Here is an 18,947-nt window from a genome sequence, read left to right as displayed (position 1 = left end):
AATACTAAGATAAATAATTTGATGCATCAAAACATAAGACTAAATTTTCCATTGAATAATTGCAAGTAAATACTGAAGAAAACTATATTGATATTATCTGAAAGCTTAAGCAATTACAATTTCTTGAGTTCTTAAAGAACGGGGGAATTGACTTTTAAGCCCATCTTTTGATTGAACTGCAGTGCCCAGAGTTAATCCTTGATATTTTACAATTTTCTGTCCTTCTTTTCCGTAATCTTTTTTTATAGTACCGCCATTAAAATAAATTTCTAATTCTTTTTTATCATCAAGTTCTACAATGTTTTTACTGGAATATTTACCAAGTATTTGAGCTGCCGAAGTATGGATTTGAACAATTTTGTTTTTATCGATTGAGCCAAATTTAGAACCAATCCTATTAAATAGTTCTGGATTTTCTGCCTGCCAGTCTTTGTTAACAAAATATAAATCTTTGCTTCTTGTTATGTATTTATAATCATCAAAAATGTTTTCATCAATTCCATAATAATCTGAAACTCGAAATAAAAAATCTTTTACTCTTGCATTATTATAACTGAGCAATTCAATTTTTTTTGAAGTGTGAATTGTAGGAGTTTCACTATTTAATTTATCTGTTTTCACTAATTTGGAAACAAAGAATCCTTCGGAATATACTTCCCAGGGAAGTATTCTTTTTGCAAAAGCAAGTGATTCATCCAGATTTTCCTGGTTATATTTTGTGAAAGCAGGATGAGATTTAATAGGTAATTTTATATCAACTAACTTAACAGGATATTTTTTCAAAATTCTATTTAAAACCAGTTCATTTTCTTCAAGTGTTAATGTACAGGTTGAATAAACAATTGTACCGCCTGGCTTTAAAATTTTAATGGCACTCAGTAATAATTTATATTGAATATCTGCAATACCCCCAATTTTATTGATGTTCCACCAGTTACTCACTTCTCCTTTTTTCTGAACTATACCAAGAGCACTGCAAGGTGCATCAACAAGAATTTTATCAAAATAATTTTCAAAATATTTACTTAGTAATTCACCTTTTTTATTTAAGACTCCCACATTTATTGAATTCATCTTGTCTAAGTTGAACATTAGAACTTTTAATCTATCGAGTGAAATATCATTTGCTATTAGTGTCCCTTTGTTTTTCATTAAATCAGAAATTTGAGTGGTTTTTGATCCAGGTGCTGCACATAAATCCAAGACTCGATCATTTTCAGAAGGATTAAGGACAATTGCTGGAATCATCGAAGATAAACTTTGTATGTAGTAATAACCAAGTATGTAATAAAAAGTTTTTCCAATTAAATCTTCTCCAGCTATAACTTTATAGACATTTTCTAAAGGTTCTATTTTCTCTAATTGAATTCCATAATTTTTAAGATTGGTTATGAGATTATCAGCATCTGCTTTATTTGAAAGTCGAATATAACTGCCATAATTACTGTGATAAAATTCTTTATACTTTTTAAGATAATCATCGCCAAAGGTTTGCAGAATGTAATTTTCAATTTTCTCGCTAAGTAAAATCATTATCTTAAAGTCTCATCAGATTTAATGAATTAAAAATTTGGATTGATATGGTCGAGAAATTTTTTGATGCAGGAAATTTAATTTTATAATCCTTTTCAATTGCTCTTAAAAGTTCATCGATGTAGGTTTCGTATAGTTTAACAGCTTTTTCAATATCATCCTGTTTTATTGGTACTGGAATATTTTCTGGTTTATTTCTATTTGAATACAAAATATACTTTGCTTTATTAATGTCGTTTAAGTGAAAGATTATATTACCATCGTTATCAATAATTTCATAACTATCGAATAGTGGTGGAGTAAGCAATAGGTTTTTTACAGGCATATCAAGTATTTCTATATTATCAGTAGAAATAAAATCTTCTGGAAACCTTTTTAAATCCTTTTTGATTTTTTCAATCCAGTCAGTTGTAAATTCTTTTTCAGTCATATTAATCAGTAAATGATTATTTATGTGTTTTAAAATTTATATCAACTTTATCTGGATTTTCAATCCAATCAGCAACAAAAATATTTGTTTCTCGAGTTAATTTTTTCTCTTTATTTCTATTTGAACAAAAGACAAGTTTTTTACCATCATAAGAAAACATCGGGAAAGCATCGAAGTTACCAGAGTTAGTTATTTGTTCTAAATTTGTTCCATCTATATTAATCATAAAAATATCAAATCTTCTTCCACCTTCTTTTAATGAGTGATGATTTGAACTAAATAAAATTTTTTTACCATCAGGATGAAAGAACGGAGCCCAATTTGCACCAGGTAAATTTGTTACCTGACGAACATTTTTTCCATTAATATCAGAAATGAAAATATTCAATTCTTTTGGTTCAACATATCCTTCCGATAAAAGTTTTTTATATAATTCTGCATCTTTACCTTTTGGTCGACTTGCTCTCCATACAATAAATTTTGAATCTCTTGAAAAAAATGCACCACCGTCATATCCTAATGTGTTTGTTAATTGAAGCAATTTACCTGTTGCAATTTCATATCTCCATAAATCTAAATCGCCAGAGCGAGTTGATGTGAAAACAATAAATTTTCCATCTGGTGAAACAGTTGCTTCGGCATCATATCCATCGCCACCAATTAATACTCTGGGATTGGAACCATTAGAATCAGCAATATATATGTCATATGTTTTATATATTGGCCATACATATCTACCGTTTGAAAACATTTTTCTTTCGGGACAATTTTCATCAGAAGCATGAGTTGATGAATAAATAATTTTTCCATCAGGTAAAAAATAACTACATGTAGTTATTCCTTTCCCGGTTGAAACTAATTTATACTTATTTTGTTTTTCAATGGGACTTCCATCTGCATTCATAATAAAAATCTGGTCACAACCATGTGGATTAATTTCTTTCCACTCGCTTTGAAAAATTAATTTTTTGTTATCGAAACTCCAGTAAGCTTCTGCATTGTTTCCACCAAAAGTAAGTTGACGAATATTTCTTAAATGAACTTCTCCTTCATATCTTAAAGTATCATCAGGAGAATAAATTGCCTGTTGTAATATTTTGTTTGTTGTAAAATTGAATGATAAATATGCAATAAGACAAAGTAATAGTGTATATAAAAATTTATTCTTCATATTTATTATTTCGTTTGGTTATTTGATTACAATTGTTTTTCTTTCTTTGCGAATTAGAAGGTAGACACCAGCAATAATGAAAGGAATGCTTAGAAGTTGACCCATATTCAATGGGAGATATTGTTCGAAGTAAGTTTGATCTTCTTTTATAAATTCAACAAAAAATCTGAAAGAAAATACGAGGACAAAAAATAATCCAAGTAAAAATCCATTTTTGAATTTTGCATTTGAACGTAAGTAATACATGAAAAGAATAATAAAGACTAAAAGATATGCAATTGATTCAAAGAGTTGAGCAGGATAACGTGGAACATTATCAACTGCTGCAAAAATGAATCCCCATGATGAGTTTGTAGGTTTACCAATAATTTCGGAATTAAATAGATTGCCAAGACGAATAAATGAACCACCAAGTGCAGCTGGAATAGCAATTCTATCAAGCAGCCACAAATATGAATAAAGATTATACTTTTTAACGAAGTAGTAGAGAGCAAGTAAAATTCCAATAGCACCACCATGACTTGCGAGTCCACCTTTCCATACCATTATAATTTCAAGTGGATGATTTAAATAATAATCTGGATTGTAAAACAAGCAATGTCCCAATCTTGCTCCTATTACAGTTCCAAGAATCATATACCATAATAAATCATTAAGGTGAACCAAATTTTTATTTTCTTTTTTAAATATATAAGACATTATTTGATAGCCAACCAGAAATCCCATTGCGAATAAAACTCCATACCATCTAATAGTAAAAGGTCCTAATTTAAAAATTTCAGGATTTACATCCCAGTAAATCAATATAAACCTCACTAATACAATCTTTACATAAACAAAATTAGTAAATGATTGATTAATAAACCAAAAATTGAAAATTTAAAGTAGCATACTTTTCTTGAAGCTAATTATTGCAAAAGCTTAGTTCAAATTTTTTAATCTTATCTTAAATATAAGTTTCTTTTTAAACAAGATTTATTTATATTAAATTTAGATAGGTTAATACCTTAATTCATTTCAAGAGGGAAAAAATTTAATGAATATATCTTCTTCCATTTGTTGCAATCATAGAATTTTTATATATCAAAAAATATATTATCATGGAAACATCATTTGTCTTCTTTCTTGGTGGTTATGATGCTGAAATGGTTGTTATTAAAGAAATTCTTGAAGAGAAGAAATTAGATTTTAAGGATAAAAAACTTTCCTGGGGGGCAAAGCTTTCTGAATATGAAGAAGAATTAAAAAAACTTCCTGAAGATAAAATTCCAGTGATAATTGAATTAGAATTGGACATTCCTTATCCAGATAATTCAATCATAATTGATCATCACAATGAAAAAGCCGGGGCTAATAAAAAAACTTCTATTGAACAAGTTGCTGATTTATTAAAAATAGAATTAAATAGATGGCAGCAATTGGTTTCCATTAATGATAAAGCTTATATAGATGGAATGATTGATTTTGGGGCTACTCAAACTGAAATTGATGAAGTGAGGGCTTTTGATAGAAAATGTCAGGGTATCACAGAAGATGATGAGAAACTTGCAGAACTATCAATTAAATATTATTGTCAAGAAATTCCTCCGGATGGTGTTTATATACTGAGTATGACTGATAAGACTTCGCCAATCTTTGATCGACTTTATAAATACTATAGACATATTTTTATAAATACTGTCGGGAATAAATTCAATTACAGCGGAACCGGAAAAGTTGTTAAGAACTTTGTAAGCTATTTTCAAGAGTTAGAAAAAAATCATGAATCAGTAAAATTTTGGTATGGGGGCAATCTCCCATTTAGCGGTTATTTTGGTTCTAATATACCTATTACAATAAAAAATATTTATGAAATAAATAAGGGAATATTTAAATGAGTAGAATTTACTCACAACATATTTTTCTATTTCCTTTCACTATTGAATTAAAGGAATTTAAATCCAAAGATTCTTCTCAGGAAAGATTAAGAAAAATACACGAAAAACTGAAAAATAGTAATTGGGAATATAAACCATTCCAGATTACTTTGGGCGCTGATAAACCTGAGAACTTCCCTTATTCTGATGATGAAATTTGGGCTTATAACGAGTACAATTATTTTTACGATTATATACGCGATGCTTTATACACAAAAGAAAAATTAGAAGAGCTTTTTACTAAAAGTTATGCGCATGTTAGTTTATATTATGAAAGAAAAACATCCCCTACAGACGAAATAACATATTATATCAAAGATCAAACTCCTATAATATATACTTTAAAAGTAAATAACGTTTCTCTGAGGATATTTGAAACGGGAATTGGAATTCTAAGCTTAACATTATATAACACTTGTTATAAAAGTTTTGAAGATATATTAAAGATTAATGACTTCGGGAGAAGAATTTATCCACAGTTTTTAGGTGCTGGGGGATTAAAGTCTCCTGTTGATGCTACAAAAGAAGCTTTTCTATGTGATAAAATTGTTTTTAATGCATGTGGTTTAAATATTACTGAGGAATTTAATACTAGCGAATTTTTAAAAGATACTCATAAATATGCTAATTATATAGAAGAGCTTTTAAAACCTCTTAATCCTCAAGATTGCAAAGCAATAATTGACGATAGAATGTATACGATTTGCTGGTATGAAAATGATCAGCTTATAAAGAATCTTGGTTATTACGTAAAAGAAAAAGTATATAATTATGAGAGAAGTCGTGAATGGTATATGTTCTTATTTGTTGATGGTAAATTTGCCGGCATAGGAAATGATGAGATGAGAAGTAATCTAATTAAGAAATCTACTTATCCGCGCTTTATTGATGATGGGACTATTTATGGTATAACACGTTATAGTTTTATGTGTTTGTGCGGAGTTGATCCTTATAATGACTTCCCATATAAAAATATTCGGAATCATATGCAAAAACAGTACTATCAAATGGCTGTGTTACTTCTTGCTCAGCGTGCCTCAATTATCCAATTTAATAATGAAATTGAAAAATTAGTATTTAGTCTAAAAAATACTGGACATAAAAGGAAAGAAGATTATGGATTCAATGAAAAAGAATTTAATAATATACTTGAGTATGTAAAGAAGCTGGAAGAACTGGATATAAAAGTAATGAACTTTATTAATAGAATGACATATAACGAAATCACACCTCAAGAACAAGGTATCGAATTATATAATATGGCTTTAGAAAATATGCAAATTCCTAATCAGCTCAATATCTTAAAAAGCAAAATTAATGATTTGCATTTAACTGCTGATCAAATACTGGAGAGAATGGATCTTCAAGAAGAAAGAGAACGAAATAAAATTCAAAGGGAAAGGAAAAAATTATTAGATAAAATTACTTTAATAGCAGCGATTTTTACCCCCTTAACTCTCTATTCAACTCTGAGTAAGTTTATTAAGCCATATCTGATAATTCCCGAATATTTTAAATGGGGGATAATCCCTGCTATTTATTCAAATTTATGGTCCCTAATATTTCTAATTACACTTTTCCTGCTAACTTATTGCTTAATTAATGATGATTATCCAGAAAGTCTTGGATATAAGATAAATTGGTTTTCTCCATTGAAAGCTTTAATGCAACAATTCTTTTTCTGGAGAACTAACACTGAAATATATAAGTGGAAAATATTACTTAGTGGGTTCACTCTATTGCTGATAATTCTTACACTACTACCATTTATTGAACTAATAAAAAAGTTAATATTTAATTGAGGTAAAAATGGCACAATTAAGTATTAAATTAAAACAACACAGCCCGCTTATTCATTTTCAGTTTAACCAACCACAAGCATTTTTACGAATGAGTGAAGTAAAACCCAAACTTGATAGGTTTCTTGTTGATTATTTTAAGAAGAATAGGATAGATTATAAAAAGTGGTTGATTGGTAGTGGTGAGCATGATGCACTTAATTATAGCATGAAAGTTTGTAATGAAGTTACTTTAACTTATTATTTGCCAATGCCATTAAGGATTAAAAATAAAAAAAGTAATAACTTAAAAAAATTAATAAAAGATAAAATTGGCATTGATATAGATATAATTTCCCCAACACCTTTTTTCGCAAATGCCGACAAAATTAAATTTATTAAAGACAGAATCGATCCTAAAAGAGTTGATTTATCGAAAATATCATTAGGCATTTTCACTGACGAGAGAATAAGAATTATAATCAAATCATGGGATGAAGTTTTATTGAATAAGATAAAAGAGAATATTTCTGTTTTTTTCTTATTAAATAACTTTGGAACAAGGCAAGATAAAGGATTTGGTTCGTTTTCAGTTGAAAGTATAAATAATGAAACAGTTCAATTGGATAAAAACATTTTGTTGAAACACTTTTTTAAAAAATCTAAAATTAGTTATAAAAATTTTTCAGACCTCTTTGAATTTATACTTGATGAATATCAGAAACTTAAAAGTGGGAAAAATTATCCAACTTACACAAAATCGGAACTTTTCAACTATTTTATTACTCAAGGTATAATATGGGAGAAAAGATATCTTAAACAAAAAATATTAAATAAAGACCTTTGGAGTAAAAAGCCTGCACCAATTGATATAGATGATGCAAAAAAAATTGACTATAATGAGTGGGATGATAGACAACAAAACAATTATAAGTACATAAGAGCTTTACTAGGACTTGCTGAGCATTTTGAATTCAACGTGATTAAAGAAGAAAGAGATAAAAATGGTAAATGGATAAGAACAAGTAATAAGGATGAAAGATATAAGTATTTTATTTCAGTAGAGCACAATCCAAGTCCGGGCAAACCAAAAATAGAAAGATTTCCATCTCCAATTTTCTTTAAAGTATTAAACGGATGTGTTTACATAGGAACAAATGATTCTTATAAAGAGATTCTTGATGAAGGATTCAGTTTTAAACTATTATTAGAGAAAGATGAAGGCAAAACAGAAATAAATCTTGGATCACTTAAGGTTCCTGATAATTTTGATTTGAAAGATTTTCTTCAAAATCACCTATCAGAAAATTGGGTTAATATATAATACTTCACCTGTTTAATAAAAAGTGAGTTAAATTATGAGCGAAAATTTTCAAACTCTCTTCGGCTTTACAATCGGTCCCATCTATGAAATGATGAGCAATTCAAAAAAAACACGTGAACTATGGTTTAGTTCTTTCTTCTTTTCATGGTATGTTAAATTATTAGTTAAATTATTATATAATAAATTATCTACAAATAGTGACATCACAGTTCTTACACCTTATTTCGATCCATCAAAACCACCACCAAAATCTAAAGCCGGGTTATTTCCTGATCATGTTGTGGGAATAAGTAAAAAATCACTTGATGATACTTTAAGCACAATTAGCGACATAAATATTGAAATTAAAAATAACTTTATTGACATTATTGATAATGCTGGTAAATCAGATTATTTATCTGGCAAATCAAGAAGTGATGTAGAAAATATATTTAATGATTACATTCAAACAAATATAGTTGTTCTGCCGGCAAACGGAATAGAAAAAAAGCATGTTATAAAAACTGTTGAAGCACACCTCGATGCATTGGAACGCAATCGTTATTTCTCACTTGGTAAAAATGAAACCACATGTTTTAGATGCAAAATACTTCCATCCACTTTTAATATTAAAGATAACTTTGATAAAAAATATGAAGAACAAGCTGTCTGCCCATTTTGTTTTATTAAATTCAAATGTAATACAATTGCTGATGTTATAACAGAATCTTCTCAACCTTCTAACTTTCATTACAGATCTACCGGAGAAATTTCCGGTTACGAGTTGATTAATTACCTTATAAAAAAAAATAAGATTAGTTATGAGAAATATTTAAAAGAATATGATGAAATTTCATTTGAACCATATACTGAGGAAGGGAAAAAATTTAGAGAATTATTTCCAAATGATTTCGATCAGTTTAAAGACTATCAAAAGTATATGGCAATTGTAGTTGCTGATGGGGATAACCTTGGTAAAATGGCTAATGATATTGAAGACCCTCAAAAATTTTCTAAAACGCTTTTTGGTTTTGGACAACAAGCTGCAATAATCACTGAAAAGGAATTCCATGGCGAACCGGTTTACCTTGGGGGTGATGATTTACTTGTATTTATGCCGACTGCATACAAAATAGAGAACGACATAAAAACCATATTTGATTATATCCAGTCTATTTCTATTAAGTATACAACGGAATTAGGTAAAATAAATCTTAAGGGTAGTATCTCATTCGGTGTTCATTTATTTTATTATAAATCTCCTTTATCCATTGCAATAGATGAAGCACGTAAACTTCTTGGTGAGGCAAAATCGCAAGATGGTAAGAATTCACTTGTGCTGCTTTTAACCCAGCATTCGGGACAACAAATAAAAGTCCATTTCAAGTTATGTACAGACCAATTGAAAAATTATTCAGAATTTCTTAAAGGTATATTAAAAGGTGAAATCAAATATCCAGAGGGAATTCATCATAATTTGCTTCGATATAAAAAGGTATTAACGAACTTAACCAATCCAAATCAACTCGATGCATTTATGAAAAACCGTTTTAATGAAGATATACATAAGGAATTCTCCGGAATAGGTAATGTATTTGAAATGCTGAAGGAAATACTTACATACTCAGACGGCAGTACTTTAAAAATTTATAGAGGTGAACCGGCAGAAATACTGTTTGATGAATTTATATCACGAATAAAATTAATAAAGTTTATTACGGGAGAGAAATAATGAGTATTCCCCATTTAATAACATTCAAACCAGCAGGAAAATTTTATTTTGGAACTTCACAATCATTTGGTGAAAGTTTTTATGCAAAATCATTAATGTTCCCTTCACAAACAACTATTCTGGGAACTCTGCGTGCTAAAATTCTTGGAGAACATAATAAACTTGATTTAAAAACGAGATTACCTTTAAATCTTGATGATGATTTAAAAGAACTCACCGGGACCTCTGAAATGAAAGGAATTGATGATCCAGACGATAACTTTGGGAAAATACTTAAAATATCACCGGTTTTTATTGTTAGACAAAAGAGAGAATCAGAATGTCCTGAGGATTTTTTACTTCCCGCTCCCGCTGATGTTTTTCAGAATGAAGATGGTAAACTGTATCTTGTTGAGTTTAAACCCGAGGAAAATTCAAAGGTAATCACTGGGGAAAGCAATCATCTTTCATTTAGTGCCGGCAAAAAAATGAAGGATTCGACAGCTGCATATCTTGGAGGAATCCAATTCTGGAATGAGTATAAAGAATATAAGCAAAAGAAAAAATTGACTACACACAGTGGATACTTTACAGAAAAGATAATAATTGCCGATTCGCAGCATGGTATTGCAAGAAAAGATCGCACTACAAGAGAGGAAGAAGGTTTATTTTATATTAAGAATGATTATAGAATGAATGATGACTATGCCTTTGGTGTGATAGTACATTTAAGCGAAGAAAATGTAATTGAAAATAATGACGTTTTCATGGGAGGAGAACGCTCTTTGTTTAAGATGAAAGTTGAAAGATTACCTAAATCTTTGCCACATCTATACACAAATCACCCGGTAATAAGTAGGTTTATAAGTGATAAAGACTATGGCGATTATAATGGCAATTTTGATGTTGATTTTGATGGTGAAAAACTTGTTCTTATTTCACCCTTTTTTGGCAATAATGACATTTTACGTGATCTGAAATTTGCATTAATAAGTGGAATGCATTCACCGAGATTCTTATCAAGCAGGAAAGAGAAAACAGATTCTTTCAGAGCAATACCAACTGGCTCTGTGCTATTCCCTGCAAATAGATTAGTAAAAATTAAAACTTATCCAGCAGCGATTAAGATCGGTTACAACTTTGCAATAAAATTTTAAGGAGAAATAAAATGAATACTTACAAAATGTATATCATCGAAACACTTTCAAATATGCATGTTGGTTCAGGGGATACTCACTTTGGTATTGTTGATAATCTTATTCAACGAAATCCTGTAACAAACATACCTGTTATTCATGCCTCTGGTATCAAGGGCTCAATAAGAGAATATTTTGATCATTTGCTAAAATATAATAACAGTAATACAAACTTAGAAAAAGATGAGGTAATAGAACTTTTTGGCAGCGAAGTGGAAGGTGGACCTGAAACTCCTGATGCCCTAAAAAATTCTCCCGGGCATCTTATATTTTTTGAAGCTAATATGCTTACACTCCCTTTACGCTCAAATCAAAATGTCTTTTACAATTGTACTTCCGAAGCAATAATAATTGACTATTTAAATATGTTTGAAGACTTTATCCGAAAAGTCCCTGAATTTAATGATCTGAAAGCATTCCTCAAGACAATGAACTTTAGAAACCATGATTTCTATTATTTTAATGATGTAGATGATCTTGAAATTGAAGATTATACAAAAGGTATGAAATATAAATCCCAAATTCCCGATTCCGTAAAAAAAGCTTTTAATACTTATCTCAATATAGATATCAACAACCTCGCAATATTCGATTCATCTCTTTTTAGTAGAATTTGTAAAGATTCAATTCCAGTAGTTGCACGTAACTATATTAAAGAAGATGGTACCAGCGGTAATCTTTTTTATGAAGAAGTACTCCCAAGAAAAACTACGCTTTACTTTTTACTCGGTTATGATTCCTATTTAAATCAAAATTCTAAAAAGAATTTAAAGGATAAGTTTGAGAAAGAATTTAATAATAATGGTAAGGTATATCAATTTGGTGCAAACTATTCTATTGGTTACGGATTTTCTAAAATTGTTAAAGTTATTGAGTAAAGGAGGGTAAAATGAACTTAAAGAAAGTTGACGAACTAATTCCAGTTGCTATTCAGCTTCTGGAAGATCCAGAGGATGATTTTAAGAATATCAAAACTACAGAAAATAAAATTTCTTCAAAGTATGTGGGTTATATTGCATCTTTTGGACCTTCCGTTATTCAAGCTGGAATGGCCAAAACTCTTGCTTTTTATAAGAAAAGCGGAACTGCTGATCGATCTGTAATAACCAATTTTATAAAGCATGTATTGATTAAAGGGAATTCAGATCTGAAACTTGATAAAAATAAAGATCTCCTCACTCTCTATTTAGAAAACACAAATAACCAACCGACATTAAAACGATTAAACTTTCGCGATAAAATATTAGAAGCAGCACTTGCTTGTAAGCTTGCTATGTTTACTTATGAAACCAAAGAGGAGGAACAATGAGTGCAAATTTATCTTATCAGTATTACATTGCTGGCAGTAAGTATTCAAATGGCATTTTGCTAGAAAAAAATATTGAGTTTAAAAGAGATCTTAAAGAATTTTATGTAACAAATGATAAAATTTGGGACAATAATTATAAAGTTTATTTTAAACATCCTTTAGTAACTGGTAACACAAAATTTACTCTCGAAACAACTTACCCTGGATTACTAATCGGGGCAGGTTATTCACATGGTGCAATTCACGATGTAAACCCTGAAGATAAAAATGACATCTCAGATTTTAATCTTGGTTTTTACTTTGATCATACTACCGGATTTCCTGTTATTCCGGGCTCTTCAGTTAAAGGAGTTCTTAAGAGCGTTTTCCCAAAAAAAGATTTTCCGTATATAGAAGAAAAACTTACTTATATAAAAGATAAAGTGAGGTTAGTTAACGAAAAGGCTTCTGATTTTATTAAAATAGATAACTGGGAAGAAATATTCTTTGGCAAATTACCTATGCGTAAACATATTTTCTGCGATGCTTACATAGAGGAAATTCCAGATAATAAAAAGATATTTGAAGATGATTATATAACACCTCATACAGAAGGAATATTTAAAAATCCTAAACCAATCCGTTTCTTAAAAATTGCACCAGGGATAAAATTTACTTTTCAATTTGTTGTCTGTGATTATAAATTTAACGATAATATTATTCTTACAGCAGAGCATATTGTTCAAGTCTTCAAACAAATTATACTCGATTTTGGTGTGGGTGCTAAGAGAAATGTTGGTTATGGCCAATTTAAGGAAACAAAAACATGAAAGAAGAAAATATATTATTGGGAAATAAATTCACCTTAACATTCATCGACTCTATTTTTGTTGAAAGCTATAATGTTAAACTGAAATTTAAGAAGCCAATACATTTTCATTTTTACCACGGTTCAAAACTATTTAGCTTTATTTCTAATATTTTAGAGTATCATCCTTTGCCTCAAGATAAAAAGAAGGTAAACGATATAGTTATTTATCCATGCGAATCTTCAAGAATATTTTATAAACCAGGTGATGAATATAATTTTCAAATCACTTTTCTAAGAAATGATCAGAAAATAATTAGAAATTTTTTTTCTAACCTTGCTAATATTCCAGAATTTGAATTTGGTGGCGATTTAAATAAAGATTCAGTTGAACTAATTGATATTTTCAAAATCCCTGATTACACTGCTTATGAACCTCTTGGTGGTAATGAGTTTACATTAAAATTTATTACGCCTCTTAGAATGGAAAGGAAGGAAGAAGATAAAAAGAAAGGCAAGACTCTTTTTGATCTGGAATATTTTGATTGCAAGCACTTTTTTAAGCTACTTTACAAAAGGATAGCCGACTTATATAAATTAAATTGTGGAACTTATCCTTCCAATGAGATCCCAGATAACCCTGAAGCAGAAATTCTGGATAAGTATTTCATCTGGATTGATGTTCCAAAAGAAAATAATAAAATAACCTTAGGTGGCATGATTGGTTATATTAAATTTAGAACTGAACTTGAGGAACTCTGGAAAAGAATTTTGTGGTTTGGTCAAATTACACACGTCGGTAAAAACTCATCAGCTGGTTTTGGTAAATATTTAATTGAAGGTTACAATCACAAAACATTAATTCCAAAACCATCAAAAAATTATCTTCAATTGGTTGTAAATAAAGAGAATCTACTTAATGCGTTTATCCATATTAAAAATAATAGCGATATAGCCGGTATTGATGGGATTACTCCTGATATATTTGAATTAAATCTGGAACAAAATATTAACAATCTTATTGAAGAAATTAAATCTGGACAATACAAAGCCTCTGACTTACAAGGCATTATAATACCTAAAGCCAATAATAAAATAAGAGCTCTTGCTATTCCAACCGTTAAAGATCGCATTTTGCAAAGAGCTGTTGTTCAGATTATTGGGGATTCTATCGATCATTTATTGGAAGAAAATTCTTATGCTTACCGTAAAGGTTTATCCCGAAAAGGTGCAGCTCTGGCAATTAACGAAGCTCGCAAACATGGTTATAATTATATTCTCGAATCAGACATCCAATCATTCTTCGATAATGTTGACTGGGAGTTGCTCTTTAAGAAAATTGAAATTCTTTTTGATAACGATCCTATCTCCGAATTTCTATTATCCTGGATAAAAAGTGATGTTATTTTCAATGGAATTAAAATTAAGCGTACAAAAGGATTACCTCAAGGTGCTGTTATCTCTCCGTTGCTTGCTAATCTATTCTTGGATGAATTTGACGAAGCATTACAGGATAATTTTAAACTTGTACGTTATGCCGATGATTTTGTAATCCTCTGCAAATCAAAAGAACAAGCCGAAAATGCTCTTATTGAAGTTAAAAAAACTCTTGAAAATTTAAAGCTCGAAATAAAACCTTCCAAAACAAGAATCATCTCGTTTGATGAAGGTTTCCAGTACCTTGGATATCTATTCTTGAAATCTTTAATCATCGAAAAGAATGATGAAAGGAAAGAAAATATCCTGGATTATGAAATAACACCTGAATCAATTCCGGAAGGAAGCTGGCTTACTCTTGTTGATTTAGAAAAATTAAAATCGCTACACAAGACAGACCTTCAGGAAATTACACCTTTAAAAAAAAATGAAGTTCAGGAAATCCTCCTTGAAAAATTTCCTTTATATGTTACTGGTAATTCTTATATTCATATTGATGAAGAAAATATAAATATTATAAATGATGATGAACCTGATGTAGTACCCATAAAATATCCTCTTCAGGATATTGTTTCGGTTGTCATTATTGGAAACAGCCGCATTTCTATGCCTGCTATCTTTAAATTAAATGAAAATAATATACCTATCTATTTTTGCAGACCAAACGGTGAACTTAAATTATCGATCCCGCTTAATAATCCAGATTTCAATTTGTGGACTAATCAATTAACCCTTGCTAATGATTACGATTTTACTCTTAAATTTGCACGCGAAGTTGTAAAAGCAAAAATTAATAATCATAAAGTAATTGCAAGAAGAGTAAATGAAGAAAATGATTATAAAGAAAGATTCAATTCTCTTATAGAAAAAGCAAAAATTTCAGATTCGCTCGATTCTTTAAGGGGAATTGAAGGTAGTTCTGCATCTCTTTTTTATGAAGTTTTGAATAATTCTATTCCAGATGAATGGAAATTCGACAGACGTAATAAAAGACCACCGAAAGATCCCGTAAATACTATGCTTTCGTTTGGCTATTCAATTTTGTATCATCATATATCAACTGCAATTTTGTTAGAAGGTATAAATCCTCAAATAGGGTTTTATCATAAACCGAGTAATCGTTATTATCCCCTTGCCTCCGATCTTCAGGAAGAATTCAGACATATAATTGATAGTCTTGTTCTTTATATTATAAGAAGAAATATGGTTACAAGAAAAGATTTTATCTTTGAAGACAGTAATTACTATCCGTGTTTTATGACAAAAGATTTCAGGAAAAAATTTATTAGTATGGTGGAAGAGCGACTAAAAGTTGAATTTACACCACCTAATTTCTCTAAAAAAATTACGTATAAAGAATTTATTGTTTTTCAGGTGAAAGTATTAAAGTTTTCTATTCAAAAAAAAGAAATGAAATATCAACCTTTATGGATAAGGTAAAATGATACATATTATAACTTATGATATTGAAGACGACAAAGAAAGAAACCGTGTCAGCAAAATTTTAGAAGGTTATGGCATTCGAGTTCAGGAATCGGTTTTTGAGTGTAACCTTAATCAAAAACGGTATGAAGAACTTCTTCTTAAATTAAGAAAATTAGCTAAAGGTAATTTTAATATAAGAATTTACCCAATTTGCAAAGATTGTTTTTCTAAATCTGTTGGTATAGGAGAAGTAAAACATTATCCAGGATTAAAAGGATACGAAATAGTTTAGGTAAAAATTGATACAAGATCTTTGTGTTATGAAATACTTAATAAGTTATCACGAATCTGAGCTTAGTCGAAAAACAGGAGAGAAATCTTAAAGTATTATATAATGTGGAGATATTAGACAGCAGTAATCAGAATGAAAAATTTAAGTTACTTCTGCGAACCAAATTAATGATTAAATCATATTTGTTGATGTTCTTTGAAAGATTGTTAGATATTTCCTTAAAATTAAGGAAAAATAAATTAAGTAAACGATAATTTGTTTCGTATTGATGTAACTTTAAAAATTATATAAGGTTAGAGAATTAATAGAGAAATAAAATTTAGCTTCTGTAAAACAATTAAACATATTTTCCGTTTTGCCTCGCATTTATGGCTGTAAGTTATTAAATTTAATATGTTTGTAAGTATAGCCTTACAAATGTATGGAGTCGTTGACGAATTGAGACACTTCTTCAACTCCAGTTGTTGTATCCTGTGTAATATAATCTTACAAATGTATGGAGTCGTTGACGAATTGAGACAGAAACTCTCTTTGCGTCCTCATGAGAATGAGGTTTTGCTTACAAATGTATGGAGTCGTTGACGAATTGAGACATCACTGTATCCAAAAATCTTAATCTTGATGTTATTCTGCCTTACAAATGTATGGAGTCGTTGACGAATTGAGACACCTCTGTCAACCCCATTAACCTCTCTCTGGGGTCAACCTCTTACAAATGTATGGAGTCGTTGACGAATTGAGACGGCGTATTCTTTCCGAACACAGATGTGTCGGCGATTAATCCTTACAAATGTATGGAGTCGTTGACGAATTGAGACTGTAATCAGGAGGGGGGGAAAGAAACAAATTCCCACGTAACTTACAAATGTATGGAGTCGTTGACGAATTGAGACACTATCAGCAATTAGTTTCCAATCACTCTCTCTTGCAGGGGCTTACAAGTGTATGGAGTCGTTGACGAATTGAGACTTGAAAAACTTCTTCCCCGAGTATATTAAAGACTTTAAGACTTACATATGTGTGGAGTCGTTGACGAATTGAGACCTATGATTTTGAATTGTCTCCCACACTGCACCATTACCTGGCTTACATGTGTGTGGAGTCGTTGACGAATTGTCCGATTTCGCTGAAGCTCATCGGGATTTCGCCCCGATAAATCGGGGCTCAAAGACTGGGCGCTAAAAATGATGAGTTGATATAATGGTTGATTCTAAATCGTTTTTGGTGTCGTTGACGAATTGAGACCTGGAACCATAAACTCCATAATAATTTGTGCTGTAACTTACAAGTGTATGGAGTCGTTGACGAATTGAGACTATTCTCCAACTATATCTGATTGGAGATAGATTTTCGTTTCTTACAAGTGTATGGAGTCGTTGACGAATTGAGACCTGTTTATCTATTTCTTGCCACCTTGCGCTTGCGCCGCTTGGCTTACAAATGTATGGAGTCGTTGACGAATTGAGACCCAGTGGACCTTGTTCATTTATGAAAGTTTCTGATACTTACAAGTGTATGGAGTCGTTGACGAATTGTCCGATTTCGCTGAAGCTCATCGGGATTTCGCCCCGATAAATCGGAGCTCAAAGACTGGGCGCTAAAAATGATGAGTTGATATAATGGTTGATTCTAAATTGTTTTTGGAGTCGTTGACGAATTGAGACTTTCCCAGAATGGTGGAGTCAGCAAGTAAAAACCAACTTACAAATGTATGGAGTCGTTGACGAATTGAGACCCTTTACTTTTGTTTGTGAAAGGCTTCTGAAAGCATGTGTCTTACATGTGTGTGGAGTCGTTGACGAATTGAGACTTACCACCATCTATTACTGTAGTTAAACCATCGCTTACATGTGTGTGGAGTCGTTGACGAATTGAGACATTCCTCCGTTAAATTCAACTATCCCCATCAGTCTTTCCTTACAAGTGTATGGAGTCGTTGACGAATTGTCCGATTTCGCTGAAGCTCATCGGGATTTCGCCCCGATAAATCGGGGCTCAAAGACTGGGCGCTAAAAATGATGAGTTGATATAATGGTTGATTCTAAATCGTTTTTGGTGTCGTTGACGAATTGAGACGAAAAAACTGCTGAGGCACTCTCCAGATTCCACCGTCTTACAAATGTATGGAGTCGTTGACGAATTGAGACTTACAAACGCATCAAGATAGCCGTAAAACTCTTTTAATATGTCTTACAAATGTATGGAGTCGTTGACGAATTGAGACTTTCCCAGAATGGTGGAGTCAGCAAGTAAAAACCAACTTACAAATGTATGGAGTCGTTGACGAATTGAGACCCTTTACTTTTGTTTGTGAAAGGCTTCTGAAAGCATGTGTCTTACATGTGTGTGGAGTCGTTGACGAATTGTCCGATTTCGCTAAAGCTCATCGGGATTTCGCCCCGATAAATCGGAGCTCAAAGACTGGGCGCTAAAAGTGATGAGTTTATATAATGGTTGATTCTAAATTGTTTTTGTAGTCGTTTACGAATTGAGATTCATCCACTAGCAATATTCCTCTTTCGTTTCATATTAAAAAATCTTCTTGATAATATTATTTCTAAAAATTATGTTGAGTAAAAATATTTTTCTGTAGGGTATGTTAATAAGCGTTTTTTAAATCTTAATAGAAGTATGTTATACTTACTATCAAATTTAATTA

Annotated in this window: 14 protein-coding genes and 1 CRISPR repeat array; of the genes, 10 read left to right on the top strand and 4 right to left on the bottom strand. The window is 30.6% G+C overall.

Features of this window, described 5'->3' with window-relative positions:
* Positions 1-105 precede the first annotated feature (105 nt).
* The 4 genes from VJY38_RS12930 to lgt are packed head-to-tail and all read right to left on the bottom strand — an operon-like array spanning position 106 to position 3,938.
* The gene (locus tag VJY38_RS12930) at positions 106-1,533 is read right to left on the bottom strand and encodes an NOL1/NOP2/sun family putative RNA methylase (protein ID WP_353681141.1); all 1,428 of its coding nucleotides are present in this window, start codon (positions 1,531-1,533) and stop codon (positions 106-108) included.
* A gap of 4 nt (positions 1,534-1,537) precedes the next feature.
* The gene (locus VJY38_RS12925) at positions 1,538-1,963 is read right to left on the bottom strand and encodes a hypothetical protein (protein ID WP_353681140.1); all 426 of its coding nucleotides are present in this window, start codon (positions 1,961-1,963) and stop codon (positions 1,538-1,540) included.
* 16 nt (positions 1,964-1,979) lie between these two features.
* Positions 1,980-3,134, bottom strand: coding sequence for a TolB family protein (locus VJY38_RS12920; protein WP_353681139.1), 1,155 nt, complete (start codon positions 3,132-3,134; stop codon positions 1,980-1,982).
* Between the two features lie 18 nt (positions 3,135-3,152).
* Positions 3,153-3,938 carry a prolipoprotein diacylglyceryl transferase gene (gene lgt, locus VJY38_RS12915; protein WP_353681138.1) on the bottom strand — a complete coding sequence of 262 codons (786 nt, stop codon included), beginning with the start codon at positions 3,936-3,938 and terminating at the stop codon, positions 3,153-3,155.
* 296 nt (positions 3,939-4,234) lie between these two features.
* Between lgt and VJY38_RS12910 the strand changes: the two genes are divergently transcribed.
* The 10 genes from VJY38_RS12910 to cas2 are packed head-to-tail and all read left to right on the top strand — an operon-like array spanning position 4,235 to position 16,288.
* Positions 4,235-5,011 carry a hypothetical protein gene (locus tag VJY38_RS12910; RefSeq protein ID WP_353681137.1) on the top strand — a complete coding sequence of 259 codons (777 nt, stop codon included), beginning with the start codon at positions 4,235-4,237 and terminating at the stop codon, positions 5,009-5,011.
* A complete protein-coding gene (locus VJY38_RS12905; protein WP_353681136.1) occupies positions 5,008-6,852 on the top strand; it encodes a hypothetical protein in 1,845 nt (614 codons plus the stop codon). Before VJY38_RS12910 ends, VJY38_RS12905 begins: the two co-directional genes overlap by 4 nt.
* 7 nt (positions 6,853-6,859) lie before the next feature.
* Positions 6,860-8,152, top strand: coding sequence for a hypothetical protein (locus tag VJY38_RS12900; protein ID WP_353681135.1), 1,293 nt, complete (start codon positions 6,860-6,862; stop codon positions 8,150-8,152).
* Between the two features lie 34 nt (positions 8,153-8,186).
* Positions 8,187-9,863 (top strand): type III-B CRISPR-associated protein Cas10/Cmr2, encoded by a 1,677-nt coding sequence (gene cas10 / locus VJY38_RS12895; protein ID WP_353681134.1) that lies wholly within the window; start codon positions 8,187-8,189, stop codon positions 9,861-9,863.
* Positions 9,863-10,999 carry a type III-B CRISPR module-associated Cmr3 family protein gene (locus VJY38_RS12890; protein WP_353681133.1) on the top strand — a complete coding sequence of 379 codons (1,137 nt, stop codon included), beginning with the start codon at positions 9,863-9,865 and terminating at the stop codon, positions 10,997-10,999. The genes cas10 and VJY38_RS12890 overlap by 1 nt, the downstream gene beginning before the upstream one ends.
* An 11-nt stretch (positions 11,000-11,010) precedes the next feature.
* Positions 11,011-11,916, top strand: coding sequence for a type III-B CRISPR module RAMP protein Cmr4 (gene cmr4, locus VJY38_RS12885; protein WP_353681132.1), 906 nt, complete (start codon positions 11,011-11,013; stop codon positions 11,914-11,916).
* A gap of 11 nt (positions 11,917-11,927) precedes the next feature.
* Complete coding sequence (locus VJY38_RS12880) at positions 11,928-12,347, top strand: type III-B CRISPR module-associated protein Cmr5 (protein ID WP_353681131.1); 420 nt, start codon at positions 11,928-11,930, stop codon at positions 12,345-12,347.
* Positions 12,344-13,156 (top strand): type III-B CRISPR module RAMP protein Cmr6, encoded by an 813-nt coding sequence (gene cmr6 / locus VJY38_RS12875; RefSeq protein WP_353681130.1) that lies wholly within the window; start codon positions 12,344-12,346, stop codon positions 13,154-13,156. Before VJY38_RS12880 ends, cmr6 begins: the two co-directional genes overlap by 4 nt.
* Positions 13,153-16,011, top strand: a complete 2,859-nt coding sequence (gene cas1 / locus VJY38_RS12870; protein ID WP_353681129.1) for a CRISPR-associated endonuclease Cas1 — start codon at positions 13,153-13,155, stop codon at positions 16,009-16,011. The genes cmr6 and cas1 overlap by 4 nt, the downstream gene beginning before the upstream one ends.
* Position 16,012: 1 nt before the next feature.
* Complete coding sequence (gene cas2 / locus VJY38_RS12865) at positions 16,013-16,288, top strand: CRISPR-associated endonuclease Cas2 (RefSeq protein ID WP_353681128.1); 276 nt, start codon at positions 16,013-16,015, stop codon at positions 16,286-16,288.
* A 410-nt stretch (positions 16,289-16,698) separates the two neighbouring features.
* Positions 16,699-17,408: direct repeats of the CRISPR family, unit length 35 nt; unit sequence CTTACAAATGTATGGAGTCGTTGACGAATTGAGAC.
* Positions 17,409-18,947: the final 1,539 nt, after the last annotated feature.

This window comes from Rosettibacter firmus (genome assembly GCF_036860695.1).
In the GTDB taxonomy this organism is placed as follows: Bacteria; Bacteroidota; Ignavibacteria; order Ignavibacteriales; family Melioribacteraceae; genus Rosettibacter; species Rosettibacter firmus.
The sequence above is the reverse complement of the archived record's forward strand: the minus strand, read 5'-3'. Positions and strand labels throughout refer to the sequence as shown.